General features: G+C 62.5%; 14 protein-coding genes. 2 read left to right on the forward strand and 12 right to left on the reverse strand.

Going from position 1 to position 16,768, the window contains the following annotated elements; translation table 11 throughout:
- Nucleotides 1-164 precede the first annotated feature (164 nt).
- From DFK10_RS14700 to DFK10_RS14735, 8 genes are all read right to left on the reverse strand, one after another.
- A complete protein-coding gene (locus DFK10_RS14700; RefSeq protein WP_217810171.1) occupies nucleotides 165-1,268 on the reverse strand; it encodes an ADP-ribosylglycohydrolase family protein in 1,104 nt (367 codons plus the stop codon).
- 13 nt (nucleotides 1,269-1,281) lie between these two features.
- Nucleotides 1,282-2,370: an ABC transporter ATP-binding protein gene (locus DFK10_RS14705; protein ID WP_109389789.1), complete on the reverse strand. Its 1,089-nt coding sequence runs from the start codon at nucleotides 2,368-2,370 to the stop codon at nucleotides 1,282-1,284.
- Nucleotides 2,371-2,376: 6 nt separating this feature from the next.
- Nucleotides 2,377-3,201, reverse strand: coding sequence for a carbohydrate ABC transporter permease (locus DFK10_RS14710; protein ID WP_109389790.1), 825 nt, complete (start codon nucleotides 3,199-3,201; stop codon nucleotides 2,377-2,379).
- A 1-nt stretch (nucleotide 3,202) separates the two neighbouring features.
- Nucleotides 3,203-4,150, reverse strand: a complete 948-nt coding sequence (locus DFK10_RS14715) for a carbohydrate ABC transporter permease (protein ID WP_109389791.1) — start codon at nucleotides 4,148-4,150, stop codon at nucleotides 3,203-3,205.
- 61 nt (nucleotides 4,151-4,211) lie between these two features.
- The gene (locus DFK10_RS14720; protein WP_109389792.1) at nucleotides 4,212-5,483 is read right to left on the reverse strand and encodes an ABC transporter substrate-binding protein; all 1,272 of its coding nucleotides are present in this window, start codon (nucleotides 5,481-5,483) and stop codon (nucleotides 4,212-4,214) included.
- Between the two features lie 49 nt (nucleotides 5,484-5,532).
- Nucleotides 5,533-6,207: a GntR family transcriptional regulator gene (locus DFK10_RS14725; protein WP_109389793.1), complete on the reverse strand. Its 675-nt coding sequence runs from the start codon at nucleotides 6,205-6,207 to the stop codon at nucleotides 5,533-5,535.
- Entirely contained in the window at nucleotides 6,204-7,061 is an 858-nt protein-coding gene (locus tag DFK10_RS14730) for a sugar phosphate isomerase/epimerase family protein (RefSeq protein WP_109389794.1), read from the reverse strand. Before DFK10_RS14730 ends, DFK10_RS14725 begins: the two co-directional genes overlap by 4 nt.
- Nucleotides 7,058-8,020 (reverse strand): sugar phosphate isomerase/epimerase family protein, encoded by a 963-nt coding sequence (locus DFK10_RS14735; protein WP_109389795.1) that lies wholly within the window; start codon nucleotides 8,018-8,020, stop codon nucleotides 7,058-7,060. Before DFK10_RS14735 ends, DFK10_RS14730 begins: the two co-directional genes overlap by 4 nt.
- A 415-nt stretch (nucleotides 8,021-8,435) precedes the next feature.
- Here DFK10_RS14735 and DFK10_RS14740 point away from each other — a divergent pair, with 415 nt between their 5' ends.
- Nucleotides 8,436-10,178, forward strand: coding sequence for a glycosyl transferase family 90 (locus DFK10_RS14740; RefSeq protein ID WP_109389796.1), 1,743 nt, complete (start codon nucleotides 8,436-8,438; stop codon nucleotides 10,176-10,178).
- Here DFK10_RS14740 and xylA read toward each other — a convergent pair.
- From xylA to DFK10_RS14760, 4 genes are all read right to left on the reverse strand, one after another.
- Nucleotides 10,169-11,476: a xylose isomerase gene (gene xylA, locus DFK10_RS14745; protein WP_109389797.1), complete on the reverse strand. Its 1,308-nt coding sequence runs from the start codon at nucleotides 11,474-11,476 to the stop codon at nucleotides 10,169-10,171. The two genes, DFK10_RS14740 and xylA, sit on opposite strands and share 10 nt — an antisense overlap.
- A 124-nt stretch (nucleotides 11,477-11,600) precedes the next feature.
- Nucleotides 11,601-12,971, reverse strand: a complete 1,371-nt coding sequence (locus tag DFK10_RS14750; protein WP_109389798.1) for an aspartate aminotransferase family protein — start codon at nucleotides 12,969-12,971, stop codon at nucleotides 11,601-11,603.
- Nucleotides 12,972-13,034: 63 nt separating this feature from the next.
- Nucleotides 13,035-14,510: an NAD-dependent succinate-semialdehyde dehydrogenase gene (locus tag DFK10_RS14755; RefSeq protein ID WP_109389799.1), complete on the reverse strand. Its 1,476-nt coding sequence runs from the start codon at nucleotides 14,508-14,510 to the stop codon at nucleotides 13,035-13,037.
- 132 nt (nucleotides 14,511-14,642) lie between these two features.
- On the reverse strand, nucleotides 14,643-15,116 hold the full coding sequence (locus DFK10_RS14760) for an Lrp/AsnC family transcriptional regulator (RefSeq protein ID WP_235866860.1): 474 nt from the start codon (nucleotides 15,114-15,116) through the stop codon (nucleotides 14,643-14,645).
- A gap of 214 nt (nucleotides 15,117-15,330) precedes the next feature.
- On the opposite strand from DFK10_RS14760, the gene DFK10_RS14765 reads away from it, so the two are divergent.
- Nucleotides 15,331-16,071, forward strand: a complete 741-nt coding sequence (locus tag DFK10_RS14765) for a sulfotransferase family protein (protein ID WP_109389801.1) — start codon at nucleotides 15,331-15,333, stop codon at nucleotides 16,069-16,071.
- Nucleotides 16,072-16,768: the final 697 nt, after the last annotated feature.

Genomic DNA, 16,768 nt, shown 5'->3' on the forward strand with positions numbered 1-16,768 from the left:
GCGGCGTCCTGTTGGCCATGGATTGCCCGCCATCAAGCTGGAGAACGGCTTGGATGACGGATTTGGGCCTCGGGCCGCCATGACCTTGCCTATCGTCGCAGAGCCCTTCCAATCCGCGTGAGAGGAATCCGAACAGTGCCCTGGTCGGTCATGGCTTTCTTGGGTCAGCCGGCCGTTGCGAGGCGTTCCGCCTGATCCCGCAGGTCGATTTCCGCCTTGTTGGCCTCACAGACAGCCTCCACCCATTCCGTCGGCAAGGCGGACTCGCCGTGTAGCGCGCCCACAAGTGCCCCGACCAACGTGCCAGTGGTATCGCAGTCGCGACCCAGATTGACACAGACCGGAATGGCCGAAACCTCGCCCTTCGCATAGACAAAGGCTGCCATAGCCAGCGGAATCTGCTCGGCGAAGAAATATGTCGTGTAGGACACGTCGCTATCGTCAAGCGGCGGGTGAACCGGCGGCAGGGGCGCATCGTGGGCGGTTGGCGGATCGTCGGGAGTGATCTCCCAGATGTGGGCGGTCTCGCTGATCAGCACCTCGGAATAGAGCCGTTCGGCCAAGTCCCAGGTATCGGTCGCTGCACCTGCGATGCGGATTGCACGTTCCAGCAGTTTTCGCGCCAGCGGACCGCACTGGGTCAGCATTGCGTCGCGCACACTCTGCCATGTGGCGTCGTCCTTCAACGCCTCGGCGATCCCTGCCACTACGGCGGCGACGAAGTCGCGTTCCAGCGGCGCTTTCCAGATGGCCGAGAGTCGCCGGGCCTCTTCCGCCGCGGCCTCCGGGTTGCCCGCATGGACGATGCCAAAGGGGAACCACCAGCCGATGCCGCCGCCCTGTTTGGCGGTTTCGCCCGCGGTTGCCGCCTCGACCTCGCCATTGCGGATCCGCTCAAGCACGGGCAGCATGATCTGGGGCCACTGAGTGTCGAGTTCGGCGTTTTCCAGAAGCCAATTGGCCAGCATCTCCGGTGTCCGGTCGCCGGGATGCTCAATCACGAAATTGGCCATATCCTTACGGCAGAAGGTGTCGTCGGTAATGCTGCCCTGCTCTCCGTGCAATGCGTAGCCGGGGAAGAATGGCCCACCCTCGCGCTCAAGCCGTTCGCGAAGCATGTATGTCTCGTCGTAGGGCACAAGTCCCGTGATCTCGCCGCAATCCCGCTTGATGCGCTTGTAATGGCTGCTTTCTACCGGGCCGCCCATGGCGTCGCCGATCGCAGCGCCGATGTGGGAGCCGATACACTTGTCTTGGTTTCTTTTCATCTCTGTCTCTTCTTCAGACTGCGGCGGTTGCATTGGTTTGCAGGCGCTCGCCGCTGGCACGGTCAAACAGCAAGGCCTTGTTCATCTCCGGGGTCAGCGTGATCGGGTCGCCGGGGCTTACTTCCAATCGCTCACGCAGGCTGATCGTCAGAGAGGTCGCACCGAAGGTCGCGAATATCAGGGTTTCGGCTCCTGTCGGTTCAACCGTTAGCACCTCGGCATGAAGCCCGGTCTCGTGGTGACCCGGCTTTACATGCAGGTGCTCGGGGCGGATGCCGAACTCAATCTCGCCCGCATTGTCGGCCTTAGCGGCCAAAGCCAAAGATGTGCCGTCCTCAAAGACGGCGCTGCCTGTATCGGCGGCGATCCGCGCCGGGATGAGGTTGATCGACGGCGACCCAAGGAAACTGGCCACGAACCGGTTTTTCGGATTGTCATATAGCTCAAGCGGCGAGCCGACCTGTTCGATCCGTCCACCGTTGAGCACGACGATACGATCGGCCAGCGTCATGGCTTCGATCTGGTCATGGGTGACGTAAATCATCGTGGTGCCAAGGCGCTGGTGCAGGGCCTTGATCTCGGCCCGCATCTGGACGCGCAGCTTCGCGTCGAGATTGGAAAGCGGCTCGTCGAACAGAAACGCCTTTGGATCGCGGACGATGGCACGGCCCATAGCGACGCGTTGGCGTTGCCCACCTGAAAGCTGCCGCGGATAGCGGTCGAGATAGGGTTCCAGCCCCAGGATCGCGGCCGCGCTGCGCACGGCGGCATCGATCTCTGCCTTGGGACGGCCATCTATCTTCATCGCGAAACCCATGTTCTGGGCCACGGTTTTCTGCGGGTAGAGCGCATAGCTCTGAAAGACCATCGCGATGTCGCGGTTCTTCGGCGGAACCTTGTTCATGACCCGCCCGCCGATGCTGATGGTTCCTCCGGACGTGCCCTCGAGTCCGGCGATCATCCTCAAGAGCGTTGACTTTCCGCACCCTGAGGGGCCGACGAGGACCACGAATTCGCCGTCCTCGATGTCGACGGAGACACCATGGATGACCTCGACCGAGTCATAGCGTTTGCGGATGTCGGAGATGATTACTTCGGCCATGTGTCCCTACTTGCTGCTGCCGGCGACCAGCCCGCGCTGGAAATACCGGTTGGTTGCGAGGAAAAGAAGAATGGTCGGCAGCGAGGCGATGATCACCCCGGCGGCCAGGAGTTCGTATTGTTGCTGGCTCTGCGCATCGCGCAGGAACAGGAGCCCCAGCGTGAGCGGCCGCCGCGCGTCGTCCTGGATCAGGATCAGCGGCAGCAGGAACGCTTTCCACTGGTCGGTGAACAGGATCGTGGTGAGCGCCAGAACGCCCGGGCGTGCCAAGGGCAGCATCGCGTGCCAGAAGACGCCATATTCGGAACACCCGTCGATCCGCGCGGCATCGGCAATCTCGGCCTGGGCATTCACAAAGAACGACCGCATCAGGAAGATGCCAAAGGGCAGGTGCACGGCGATCAGCGCCGCGATCAGGCCCGGATACTCGTTGATGAGACCGAAGCGCGAGAAATTGTAGAAAAGCGGGATCATCAGCGCCTGGAACGGAACGGTCAGCCCGTATAGCAGCAGGAAGAAGGCCACCCCACCGCCGCGAAAGTTGAACCGCGCGAATGCGTATCCACCAAGCGTCGAAAGGGCGACACCGATGACTACTGCCGGAACCGTCATGATGATGGTGTTCATGGTGTAGCGGCTGAAACCCGCTTCGCCCCATGCCCGGCCGATATTCCCCCACCGCCATTCCGATGGCAGGCGGAACGGTGTCGTGAGGATCTCGGGCGTGGTTTTGAAAGCCGAGACAAACATCCAAAGAACCGGGCCAACGGCAAAGACCGCGAACAGGATCAGGACGGTCCACTTGAGAAAGGAATTGATCGTAGCCGGCATGTTACTGGTTCTCCGGTGCGGTGCGTTCGCGCCAGCGAAGCGCAACGGTCGCAAGGGTTGCGATGATCAGCGTCATCAGGCTGGCGATGGCGCTGGCATAGCCGACCTCGTGCTCGATGAAGGCTTCGCGATAAACGGCCGTGGCGATGACCTCGGTCTGATAGAATGGTCCACCCCCGGTCATGATGAAGATCAGGTCAAAGACGCGGAACGCTTCGATCGCGGTATAGAGCACGACAAAATTCAGCTCGTTGCGGATTCCGGGAATCGTGACGTGCCAGAATTGTGTCCAAGCGTTGGCCCCGTCGAGCTTGGCTGCGTCGTAGAGCGACGGATCGACATTCTGGATCGCGGCCAGAAGGATGATCAGGCAGAACCCGAAATAGGCCCATGAACTGACCAGGAAGACCGAATAGAGCGCGATTGAAGGATCACCGAGCCAGGGCTGTTCAAGGCCGGACAGCCCGATTGAGCCGAGGAAGGTATTCAGCGCGCCCCATGCGGGATTGTAAACCCATCCCCAGATGATCGCCGAAACCGCAAGGGCCAGAACCGCGGGCAGGTAATAGACCGTGCTGAAGAACAGCCGGACACCGGGCGGCAGATGCGTGGCCAACAGGACCGCCAGCAGCAGCGCCATAGAGACCGGCACGATGGTCGCCAGGACCGCCCAGATCAGGTTGTTGGCGATCGCAGTGCGGGTGATGGGGTCCGTGAAGATCTTGATGTAGTTATCCAGCCCGGCAAAGGTCATCGGGCCGGCACCGCTCCAATCGTAGAACCCAAGCAGGAAAGTATGACCCAGCGGCAGGATTACGAGGACGGCGTAGATCGCGAAGGCCGGCCCCGCGAACACGTAGGGAAGAATGCGGTCCGCGCGAGAGCGGGGGCCGGCTTGCGTTTCGACGATACCGTCGTCGCTTCTGTCCTGGATGGCCTGGTCGTTCATGATGACACGCTTTCAAGTGGGGATCGGCCCCGTTCCTTTCGGGGCGGGACCGATCGCTGGCTTATTGGCCGATGACTTCGCCGGCATCGATGGCCGCCTGCCAGGCATCCTGCTTGACGGCAACCAGTTCCTCGGGGGTCATCATGCCGGCCCACATCGCCTGGATGCCGTTCCAGGTCGCGTCGTTCACCTCGGCCGGGAGGACACCGTAGAGGTTGAAGGCGCTGAGCGGCTGGTTAACCACCTCGGTAACCCGTTGGTTCAGCGGCGAGAGGTTGGCAGCCTCGGCATCGACACCCTCGACCGGGGCGCGACTCAGCCCTTCGGCCAGCCAGATCTGGGCGGCTTCGGGCGTTGCCAGACAGTCAAGGAACTGCAGCGAGGCCTCGGTCTTGTCACTGTTGGCCGACATCATGAAGCCGCCGCCCGCCGCCTTGGGCGCCCGCTGTTCGACACCTTCGACCGGCGGGATTTCCATGTAGTCGACATTCAGGTCGGGGAAATTTCCGTCGATATTGGCGACGATCCAGCTGCCGGTCAGCACCATGGGCGAGGACTTGGTGTAGAACTCGGCCATCATGTCGTCATAGCTGTAGGCCAGCACGCCCGAGGGGACCAGATCGCGTTCATAAAGATCGGCGATACGCGCGATTGCATCGTGGTAGGCGGGGTTGTCCCAGCTTCCATGGTTCAGCACGATCTCTTCGAGGGTATCGACCGGGATCGTGGCGCCGAGCATGCTGCTTTCCAGCCACCCCAGCACAAAGGCCGGACGGGCCGCCGTCACGATCGGATCCTCGTAGCCGGCGTCCTGCAGCGCCTCTGCGGCGGCGATCAGATCGTCGTAGGTTTCCGGCATGTCGATACCGTGTTCTTCCAGGATATCGGCATGGTAGAAAATGCCCTGGATCTCGGCCTCGTAAGGCACGGCCCAGGCGCTGCCGTTGTAGGTCACGTAGTCCACCGCCCAGGGCTGCACACGGTCGCGCCAGCCGCGCGTGTCGTAGGCTTCGGTAAGATCGGCGACCGCGCCCGCCTGGATCAACGGCCCCACCGTGGACCAGCCGGGCGAGCTGTAGAAGACATCGGGCCCTTCTCCCGACTGGATGGCCGTGGTCAGAATCGTCTGCATCTGTTCCATCTGCATGGTCGTCCGATCGACGGTCAGGCCGGGGATTTGCGCTTCGCAATGTGCGACAATGTTTTCCATCGCGCCGCGCTGCGGTTCCGCACCGAATTCGTCCCAGACCGAAATCGTGGTCTCCTGGGCCAAGGCGGCCGCGGGCGCGGCGCCGATCGCCGCGATCACGGCAAGGTTGAGCATCTTCGTCATGGGTTTTCTCCTCCGTTGGTTGTCAGATCGTCATTTGCCAGACTGGGCGTCAGGGCAGCAGCGAGAGGGTCTCCGTTCTCACCCTTTCCCAGTGCTTCTGTGTGATCGTGCGGGCCAGTTCGGCGTCGCCATCGGCGATCGCGCGGCAGGCCGCTTCGTGTTCCTCCAGCGACGCGGCATTTCCTCCGAACGCGCGGGCCGTCAGGTGACGGACGCGGTGCACTTGTTCGCGCAGGCGCGCCAGGGCCTGGGCGAGATAGGCGTTGTCGGCCAGTTCGTGCAGGGCGGCATGGAATTCCGTATCGGCCTCGGTTCGGGCGACAACGTCACCGCGGTCGAATGCCTCGCGCATCGCCTGGGCCGCCTTCTGCAGGCGCTCCACGCCCCCCTCGGCGGCGACTTTGCGCGCAGCAAGCCACGCGGCCATGCCTTCAAGGCCTTCGGCGGTTTCGTAGATTTCGCGCACCTCTGTGCGGGAAAGCGCCTTTACGAACGCCCCCTTGTAGGGGATCACCTCGACAAGCCCATCGGCGTTCAGCCGGCGGATCGCCTCTCGGATCGGGGTGCGACTGACCTGCAGGTGGCTGGCAAGCTCCGTTTCCTGAAGCGCAGCACCGGGCTGCAGGTCGGATCGCAGTATTGCCCGGCGAAGCGCCTCATAGACACGCATCGACTGGGGCCCGTCGCCGCCACCTTCGAGAGAGATCGTTTCGAGTTTATTCATGCGGGAACCTCGGTTTTGCCAAATGAGCCTTCGTCTCTCGCGGCAGCAACCGTCGCGGAGAATGCCGCGATGCTACGGGAGGACCACTCAAGCTCAAGACACCGCGCCTCCTCATGGGTCGAGAACCGGTCTTTCGGCAGCCAATGCTCAACAATGGCGTCGACTTCGCGCCCGCAGGCTGCCAGCTCGGCCAGGACAAGGTCGATATCCATAAGGCCCTCGCCCAGCGGAACGCCGACGATGTGCATCCCGACCCCGTAGGGATCGAGGGCGATGTCGTAATCCTTGATATGCAGATTGCCCGCATGAGGCACGAGGGTCCGGATTGTCGTCTCGGGCCACTCCCGGTTCGCCACGGAGTTGGCAACGTCGAGACAGACGCGGACATTATCATGCGCGACACGCGTCACGAGGTCGGCAAGGTCCGAGGGCGCCAGCCGAAAGTGGTTTTCCAGCGTGATCAGGCACCCGACCTTGGCAAAGGCATCCCCCTCGTCACGCAGACGCTGAACCAGCGTTGCGTCATCGGCCATGTCGGCCGCGCCGGGGGCGATCCGGATCACCGGAGCCTTCAGAACGTCCGCCAGGGCGCGCTGACGCTCCAGGTGGGCGGCGTCCAGGGAATTCGTGCCAAGCTGGACCTCCACACCGGTTTCGAGCGATGCCTGTCTGAGATCGGATATGACAGCATCGCTGACGGTATCCAAAGGCAGGTTGTCCGCGAATTGCAGCACCTCCGCCCCGATACCGGCGGCGGTATGCAGCAGCTCCACCGGCCCCATCGGGGCTTCCGGGCGGTAGTCGCCGATCCCGATCGACCAGCGGAACGCGTAGCTGCCGATCCCGACCTTCATCGCGCGATCGCCCGCATCAGCGTCAGGAAGGCGGGGCCGGGTTCACCCTTGGCGATCATCGCGCCGAGATCGTCCATGCCGACCTTGTCGATCAGGGCTTCGAAGAGGTCCATAATCTCGAAGGTGGCCGTCAAGGCCTCGGCGGGATCGCCCTTGCGGGTGAACACGTCATAGGCAGCCCACCCCGACCAATCCAGGCGGCGCATGTAATAGAGCGTCTCCAGGGTTTCCCAGACGTTCACCGCGCCGGGCAGCGTGTCCCAATCCCATTGGCGATCATTGTCGTTGAAATGGACGTAGAACAGCCGGTTCTTGTGATGCGCAAGGCAAAGCTCGGCGGCCGGCGACTCGTTTGCAATCAGGGCATGGCCGGTATCCATCGTCACGCCGAGATTGGGCGCCCCCACCTCCTCGCACAGCAGCAAGGTTCGCGGCATCGTGCCAAGCGTGATCCGGTTACGGACCTCGAAGGGCTTGTATTCGATGCTGATACGAATGTCGTCGCGATGGCTGGCCGCTGCGCTCATCGCCTCGACGATCCAGTCCCATTGTTCCAGGTAGTTGACCTCGAAGGGGTGATCCCACCCGTCGATCAGCGGGCAGACACTGATCATTTCGGACCCGAGTTCGGCGGCCATGTCCATCCCGGTCCGGATATAGTCGAGGGCCTTTGCCCGGACGGCTTCATCAGGGCTGGTCAGCGCCCCGCGGCAGAACATGTCCTCACCCTTGATGTTCACGTTCACGGCCGATACCGGCAGCTTGCAGTCCGCGACGAGCCCGACATGCTCTCCCGAATGGCCAAGATCTTGCGGGTAGACCGGCTCCACACCGTGGGCACCGGCGATGCCCTCAGAGATTTGGAGGCGTTCTTCCAGAGATCTGTTGGGTTGATATGTGTGGAAGCGGTCCGAATATCGCCCAAGTGTTCCTAGCAAGATCGAATTTCTGATACCCATGTTGACAGCCTATTGCGTGTTTCATTTTGTGTCTCATCTTGTATACAATCTGAAATACGAAACGTCAAATGGTCAAAATATCTATTATATTCAGCTACTTTTGACCAACTTCGCACATCAGGAAAGCCACCAAGGATGCGAATGACTGCGCGATTCTTCGGCGCATCGAATCCGGAACGCGCATGTTCCGACCATCCGCACAGCCCCACCCGGCCCGAGACATGTCCGTATCGGCCCTGGGACCGCCCATTCGCTTCGCTGGCGGTGGTGGATCGCAGGTGTTGACCGGCTTTCGTCGCGCGGCAGCCAGGCGAGGCCGGGGGTTGAATTCAATGCTCTCAAAAACGCCCGATTCCCGCCCTGACATTTACGCGGGCGGGCGCTAGGCTCCGGCCAGGGCATAAGGTGGCGTGGCATGGGCGCGGGGCAGTTTTCCAAGATTTTCCTTGTCGGGTTCAACCGCAGCGGCGGCGAATGGTTTCGGGACGTGTTCCAGGCCGCCGGCCTGCGCTGGCGCCATGACCGCACGGGCGAGCTGGCGGCAAATATCGCCTGGCATGCGCTGGACGACAGCCGCCCGCTGGACCGCTGGCCGCGCCTGCAGGGGGTGTCGGGTCTGCAACGCTGGAACAGGCCCCACCTGCCCCGGATCGAGGCCTTTCGCCAGTTCGCCTTTCTGCGCGCGCAGTTTCCCGATGCGCTGTTCATCTACAACGACCGCGACCCGGCGGACTGGATCGCCAGCCGGTATTTCCATCGCGACGGGCGCTTCGCCGCCTGCGAGGCGCGGGCACGTGGCTGCGAACTCTCCGACCTGCCCGAGCTATGGCTGAAGGACCGCGCGGCGCACAAGCTGCGCGTGTTGCGGCATTTCGCGGACGACCCCCGGTTCCTGCATTTCGACGTCACGCAAGATGCCGATGAGAAGCTGATCGGCTGGGCCGCGCCTTGGGTGACGCTGTCCGATCTGCCCGCGGCGCGCGGCATCGAGAGCAGCGCCGACAGTGTCGCCCAGATCGACGCCATGGCTGACGACCTGCATGAACGCGCCCGGCAGCCCCGACCCCGGCCCGCCCCCCCGGATATGGATTTCGTCGACCGGATCGCACGCCATTGCCTGGGCCAGATGGCCGAGGGGGGCGACAATGCCGCACTCAGCAATGCTGCCGCGTTCTGGCGACCGGATGGCACGGTAACAACCCGGCAGGGCAAGCCGCTGCCCCTGCGCCGTGCGCCCACCGGGCAATTCCTAGCCGAGCATTCAGACCAGGCCCGCGACCGGGTTCAGGCGGTGCTGAACCAGCTTCTGGGCTTTGGGCTGCGGCCGCCGCTGGCGCTCGACATGCAGGACGCCCGCGAGATGGGCACCGGCGACCGGCCCGCCCCGGAACAGTCCACGCTGGTCTATAACCGCCGCCCCGGCGCGGCCAACCTGGTGCTCTGGCCCCTGCCCGGCTATCACGACCTGTTGCCCGAGGGGGCACCCGGGGCGTTTCCGGCTGACGAGGTGCCCTTCGAGGACAAGCCCGATCTGTGCCTTTGGTATGGCAACCTGACCGGCAAGCCCTTGCCGCATCTTGCGCCTGGCCTGCCCCAGCGACGCATGGCGCATCACTATCTGCGGGCGCTGGCTGCGGGCCCGGATGCCGGCGCGCGCCGGCAGATCGGCCAGGCCCTTTCGGCGGTCACGCGCTACCGCGTCGTGTCGCGCCTGCACGGGCAACCGGGCTTCGGGATGGGGTTCGTCCTGCCGCCCAAACATGAAGAGGCCGGCAAGGACCGGATGCTGTCGAAATTCCTTTCCCCGCGCATGCCCGAGACCTGGGTGCAGCAGGGCCGCTACGTGCTGTCGCTGTCGGGCAACGATACCGGGTCGAACTTCCTGTCCGCCGCGGCTTCGAATGCGGTGGTGCTGAAGGAAGAAGACGAATGGGAGCTGTTCTACACCGATGCCTTCCGCCCTTGGGAACACTACATCCCCCTCGTGCCCGGCGGTGACGACATCGAGGAGCGGCTGGACTGGGCGCGATCGAACCCGGCCCGCTGCAAGGAAATCGCGGCGGCGTCCCGTGCGCTTGTGGCGAAATTCGCCGCCCCAGAAACCCGCCGCGCCTGGATGGCGGCGGTCCTGGAGGGGCTGCGCGCCCGCTACAGGTAGCGGTTCACGAGGTTTTCAAGGCGTTCCTGCTTGCCCGAGCGCGGTTCGGGGCGAATGTCGCGTTCGATCACGCACTCCTCGCATTGCTCAAGCGTGGCATGGTGCAGCAGCGCCTGAGCATCCTCGGAGTCCCAGCCCGCGTAGCGCTCTGCGCGCAGGGCTTCCAGCTTGCCGTCCTCAAGCATCGCCGCCGCGGCCTTCAGGCCCGCCGCGCAGACATCCATACCCCCCACATGCGCCGCGATCAGGTCTTCGGGGTCCAGTGATTGCCGCCGCAGCTTGGCATCGAAATTGGTGCCGCCGGTGGTGAAGCCGCCCGCCTTGAGGATCTCGTAATAGGCCAGCGCCACCTCGGGGGTGTTGTTGGGGAACTGGTCGGTGTCCCAGCCCGATTGGTAATCGTTGCGGTTCATGTCGATCGACCCCAGCACGCCGAGGGACGCCGCCAGCGCCAGCTCATGCTCGAAACTGTGCCCGGCCAGGATCGCGTGACCCTGTTCGATGTTCAGCTTCACATGGTCAGTCAGGTCGAAGTCCCTGAGGAACCCATAGACGGTGGCCACGTCGTAATCGTACTGGTGCTTGGATGGCTCCTGCGGTTTCGGTTCGATCAGGATCGTGCCCTGGAAACCGATCCGTTCCTTGTAGTCGACAACCATTTGCAGGAAGCGGCCCGCCTGCTGGCGTTCGCGTTTCAGGTCGGTGTTGAGCAAGGTTTCATAGCCCTCGCGCCCGCCCCAGAGCACGTAGTTCTGGCCCCCGAGACGGTGCGTGGCATCGAGGCAGGCCTTTACGGTCGCGCCTGCATAGGCAAAGACATCCGGGTCGGGGTTGGTGGCCGCGCCCGACATCCAGCGGCGGTGGCTGAACATGTTGGCCGTCCCCCAAAGAAGCCCGACGCCGGTGTCCTCCATCTTGACGCCGAAATAGTCGATCATCTCGTCCAGCCGCGCCTTGCTTTCAGCGAAATTCTCGCCCTCGGGGCGGATATCGGCATCGTGCCAGCAGAAGAATGGCACACCGAGGATGCGGAACATCTCGAAGGCGGCATCGGCCTTTATCCGGGCGGTTTCCATGCTGTCCTGCGGGTGCCAGGGCCGGAGGAAGGTCTGCCCGCCGAAGGGGTCGCCGCCCTCCCATGCAAAGGAATGCCAATAGGCCACCGCGAAGCGCAAATGGTCCTTCATCGGCTTGCCCATCACCACCTCGTCGGGGTTGTAGTGGCGGAAGGCTAAATCGTTTTCGGAGCCAGGCCCCTCGTAGCGGATCGGGTCGATGCCCTCGAAGAAATCGGTCATGTCGGATGGTCCCTGCGGTTCGTCCCCGGCGGTTCGGCGCGGATGGGCCATACTGGGCACAAGCCCGGACACAGGTCAACCGTTAGGGCTAACAGGGGGCGGCGCGCGGCCGCCCCCTTCGGCTTCAGCCAAGCACCTTGGCAATAGCCTTGGCGGTCTTGCAGGCGATCTCGTCCGCCTCGTCGCGGGTCAGGCAGAAGGGCGGCGCAAAGCCGATGATATCACCCTGCGGCATGGCGCGGGCGATGATGCCCTGGTCCAGCAGCGCGGCCGCGATGGACGGGCCGACCTTGTCGGCCGCGTCGAAAAAGGTGCGGCTGTCGCGGTCCTTGACCAGTTCCACGGCGCAGAGCATCCCCTCGCCGCGCACTTCACCGACATTTGCATGCCCGCCCACGGCCTCGGCCATGACCTTGTTCAGGTAGGCGCCGGTTTCGCCCGCGTTCTGCACCAGGTTCAGCTCGTCGATCAGCTTGAGGTTGGCCACCCCGGCCGCTGCCCCGATCGGGTGCGCCGAATAGGTCCAGCCGTGGCCGATGGGGCCGTTTTCATCCGTGCCCTGTTCCAGGACCTTCCAGACCTTGTCGCCAACGATGGAGCCCGAAAGCGGTGCATAGGCGCTGGTCAGGCCCTTGGCGATGGTGATGATATCCGGCTCGATCCCGTAATGGGTGGACCCGAACATCGAGCCAAGCCGACCGAACCCGGTCACGACCTCGTCGGCGATGAGCAGGATATCGTGCTTTTTCAGCACGGCCTGGATCGCCTCCCAATAGCCGGCGGGCGGCGGGACGATGCCACCGGTGCCCAGGACAGGCTCACCGATGAAGGCGGCGATGGTATCGGGGCCCTCGCGCTCGATCAGCGCTTCCAACTCGGAGGCGCAATAGGCGGTGAAGGCCTCTTCGCTCATGTCGAGGTTGGGCCGGCGGTAGTAGTAGGGCGCATCCGTATGGATCACCTGCGCCAGCGGCAGGTCGAATTTCTTGTGGAAGAGTTCCAGCCCGGTCAGCGAGCCCGTCACAAGACCCGAGCCGTGATAGCCGCGCCACCGGCTGATGATCTTCTTCTTTTCCGGGCGGCCAAGGATGTTGTTGTAATACCAGATCAGTTTCACATTGGTCTCGTTCGCGTCGGACCCGCCAAGGCCGAAATAGACCTTGGACATGCCTTCAGGCGCGCGATCCAGGATCATCTTGGACAGTGTGATCGAGGCCTCGGTGCCGTGGCCCACATAGGAGTGGTAATAGGCCAGTTCCTTCGCCTGTTCGGAAATCGCCTCGGCGATGTCCTGACGGCCATAGCCCACGTTCACGCAGTAGAGCCCGGCAAAGGCATCCAGCAAACGGTTGCCCTCGCGATCTTCGATATGGCAGCCCTGCCCGCCCGTGACCACGCGCTGCGGAACCTCGCCCCGGGCAAAGCCGGCAAGGTGGGTCGAGGGATGGAAGAAATTTTCCCGATCCCATTGTTCAAGCATGTCATTCTTCAGCATTTTGTCTTTCCCTTCTTCGGGGCGAAGGAAATTCAGGAAATTCCTTGCCCGCTTCTTCCATCGTCATGCCCAGTCGCGGCAGACGTATTTCAATTCCATGAATTCTTCCATGCCGCGCCGCGCCCCTTCGCGGCCAAGCCCGGATTGCTTGGTGCCGCCAAAGGGGATCGGGGCGCCGGTGACCTTGGTGCGGTTGACCGCAACCATGCCGAATTGCAGGGCCCGGCTGACGCGGTAGATGCGGCGCGGATCGAGGCTGTGCAGATAGGCGACCAGCCCGTATTCGGTGGCATTGGCGCGGGTCACGACCTCTTCCTCGGTGTCGAAAGGCGTGATTGCCGCGACGGGGCCGAAGGTTTCCTCGGACATGATTGCAGCGCCATCGGGAACATCGGTCAACACCGTCGGCGCATAGAACAGCGGGCCAAGGTCCAGCCGCGCGCCGCCGCAGGCCAGAGTGGCGCCCATTTCCAGCGCATCGGCAACCTGCTCTTCCTGCTTCTGCACCGCCTTTTCGTTCATCAGCGGGCCGATATCGGGATCGTCCATGCCCTGCCCCACGCTCAGCGCCTTGGTCGCCTTGGTGAATTTCTCGCAGAAGGCATCATAGACCGGCCGCTCCACATAGATCCGGTTCGCGCCCAGGCAGTCCTGCCCCGAGGTGGCGAATTTCGCCTTGATGGTTTCGGCCACCGCCTCATCAAGGTCGCAGCCCTTGAAGACGATAACCGGGGCATGGCCGCCCAGTTCCAGCACCAGTTTCTTTACCGTGTCGGCGGATTGACGATAGAGCAGCCGCCCCACCTCTGTGGACCCAGTAAAGGACAGGGCCCGCACGCGGCTGTCCTGTGTCCAGGGCTCCACGATCGTCGGTGCATCGCCGGTGACCACGTTGAACACACCCGCCGGAAGGCCTGCGCGCTCGGCCAGCTCGGCCAGGGCAAGGGCGGAAAAGGGGGTTTCGACGCTGGGATGCGCGACCACGGTGCAGCCCGCCGCCAGTGCCGCGGCGGCCTTGCGGGTCAGCATGGCCGACGGGAAGTTCCACGGCGTGATCAGCGCCGCCACGCCCACCGGCTCCAACCAGAGTTCGACCTCGGCATCGGGCAGATGGCTGGTTACGCCTTCGACATTGGGGCGCTTGGTCTCTTCGGCATAATACTCGACGAAGGAAGCCGCATAGTCGATTTCGCCCCGCGCTTCCGAGAGTGGCTTGCCCTGCTCGGCCACCATGATCCGGGCCAGGTCCTCCTTGTGTTCCATCATCAAGTCGAACCAGCGGCGCAGAATGGCGGCGCGGTCCTGCGGCAGGGTCATGGACCACCCGGCAAAGGCCGCCTCGGCGGCATCCACCGCAGCAACGGCCTCTGCCCCCGACAGGGCAGCGACATGGCCAACAACCTGACCGCTGGCCGGATCGGTCACAGGTTGCGTCGCACCATCGCTGGCGGCCTCCCACTTGCCGCCGATATAGGAAAAGGACCGCAGCAGCCTCGCATCGGTCAATTGCGGTGAGGCAACACGAAAATCGTCTGGCATGACGCACTCCTTCGGCCAATCTGTTGGAATGAAGACAGGCTAGACGATCAAGGGCAGAGGATGTGCCCGAGTTGCCTGCCCCGAACCGACGATCCGTCGCGGCAAAGCCCGGTTATCAGAGGATTTCTCGGATCAATCCGGGATGCGTGCCGGACGGTCGATCACCGGTTTGGTCACGATGTAGCCGAAGTAGCGGTCGATCCCGACATCGCCCTCCAGCAACGCATCCATGAGCCGCTGATAGGCGTCCACGTCCTCGACCACCAGCCGCAGCATGTAATCGACACCACCGCCCAGCGCCCAGCAGGTGCAGACCTCGGGCCGGGACTCCATTTCTTTTTCGAAACGGCGGAAATCCTCGGCCCGGTGGTTGGACAACGTGATCTCCACCAGAACTTCGGTCATGGGCGCGATCCGACGCAGGTCGACCTCGGCCCGATACCCGGTGATCAGCCCCGCTTTCTCCAGCTTCTTCATCCGGTCATGGGCGGGCGTGGGGGAAAGATTGACGGCCTCGGCAAGGGCCACCTTGGTCATCCGCCCCTGCCGCTGCAACTGACGCAGAATGGCGCGGTCATACCGGTCGAGTTTCGGATTGGACGACAACGAGAGAACTCCCGGCTCGGTTTTGGACGGATACCGCGCCACCCTGCCGACGGAAGCGCCCATGTCAAGAACCAGCCCCGGTCCGACCCCGGTGCCGTGCCGCGTTGGAACGCCTCTTGCATGCCATGCCGTCCTGCGGGATTGAACCGTATGCTACTTACCGCGACCAAAGCGTGACCGCAGTGTCCAATCTCGCCGGTCGAAGAAGCAACAAATGCGACGTTTAGCCTGCAACCGGCTCGCTACCCTTGGATCGGCAGTGGTCAAGAAATGGACGAGACCGAGTGATGACCAAAACGCCGAAGGCGCCTATCCCGTTCAGGACCAGCGGTGGAGCAGCCAGTTCATAACTCTCTTCATTCTCGGTGCATCGAGGTCAGGTAAAACGCTATTGGAAAGCATGCTTTCCGGAATCCCGACGGTGCAGCCGCCGCTCTATGAGTTCATCAAGAACCCGCCCGACGACAGCGGTGCCCTTTCAATCGAGCAGGTTTTCCACATCACGCACGACGAACTTGTCGAACATGGCAAGCGGGTGGTCACGCCAACCAACCCCCATAGCTTGCCGCGACTCCCATTCCTGGCGGACAGATTGCCCAATGCTGTTTTCGTCTTCGTTCAGCGTGATCCGGTCGATCTTGGGGCGAAGATCTTCTCGAAAAACCACATGCAAAGCACCGAATATGCTTATGATCCGAAGGCGATGATGGCGTATATCGAGGCCTATAACGATGCTTCGGCCAGATTCATGGAAAGGCATGGCAGCCATTCCGTTGTTTTGCGGTTCGAGGATCTGCTCGACGACCCCGTCAGTGCCATAAAGCGGATCGGCGTGTTTTCGGCCGATGAACTGCAAAGCATAAACATCGTGGATTCACCCTCGGACCAATTGCGCAGCAGCCTGTATCGCGCGCATTTTCGCGCGCTCTTGCAAGCGTCTCCAGACGTGCGTTGATCATGCGCCATGGCGTTTGATCGGACCCTGGGTACAGCCTTTCGCAGGCTGACGCTTCCACCGGATCGCAAATCATCTCTGGACATCCCTCTTCGCATGGCCACTTTCTCGGCCTTGACAGACATCGAAACCCTCGGACAGGACGTTTGCAGGGGCAGCTGGCACTAGGCAGAGCGCTATCAGTAATGCAAATCCAAGTGCCGTGCTCGAAAGAGCGCGAGGGCAGACGGCCAAGTTTCGCAGCGACGGAATGATATCTCAGAGATTCCCGAAAGTGCACACATCGCACACATCAACGCTCTGTATGCGGCAGGGCATCTTTCAACAGTTCTAGTGGTGCCCGGGGGCGGAATCGAACCACCGACACGAGGATTTTCAAGACTTGCGTTATTTTTAAGTTCTTGAAATTAAATGGATATTTAGCGCGAAAACGAGGTGTGCGATATAATGTGCGATGCTGCGCTAGCACTATCGTAACGCAAAACACTGTGTTCAACACAGTAAACCAAAACACTGTGTTTGACCACAGTGTTCGCACATAGTTGTGGAAACACAGTCTCGCCACACACTGGGGAATGTCCCGCTTGATGTTGAAACTTGCCTGAGTGGCGCAGCTTGATGCGAGGTTATGCGGCGTCCTTGATCTGGTCAAGCTGGTCCTTTTGGCGGTGGTCGATAAGGGCCTGCTTTAGGATTG

This window comes from Salibaculum griseiflavum (genome assembly GCF_003129565.1).
GTDB classification, from domain to species: Bacteria; Pseudomonadota; Alphaproteobacteria; order Rhodobacterales; family Rhodobacteraceae; genus Salibaculum; species Salibaculum griseiflavum.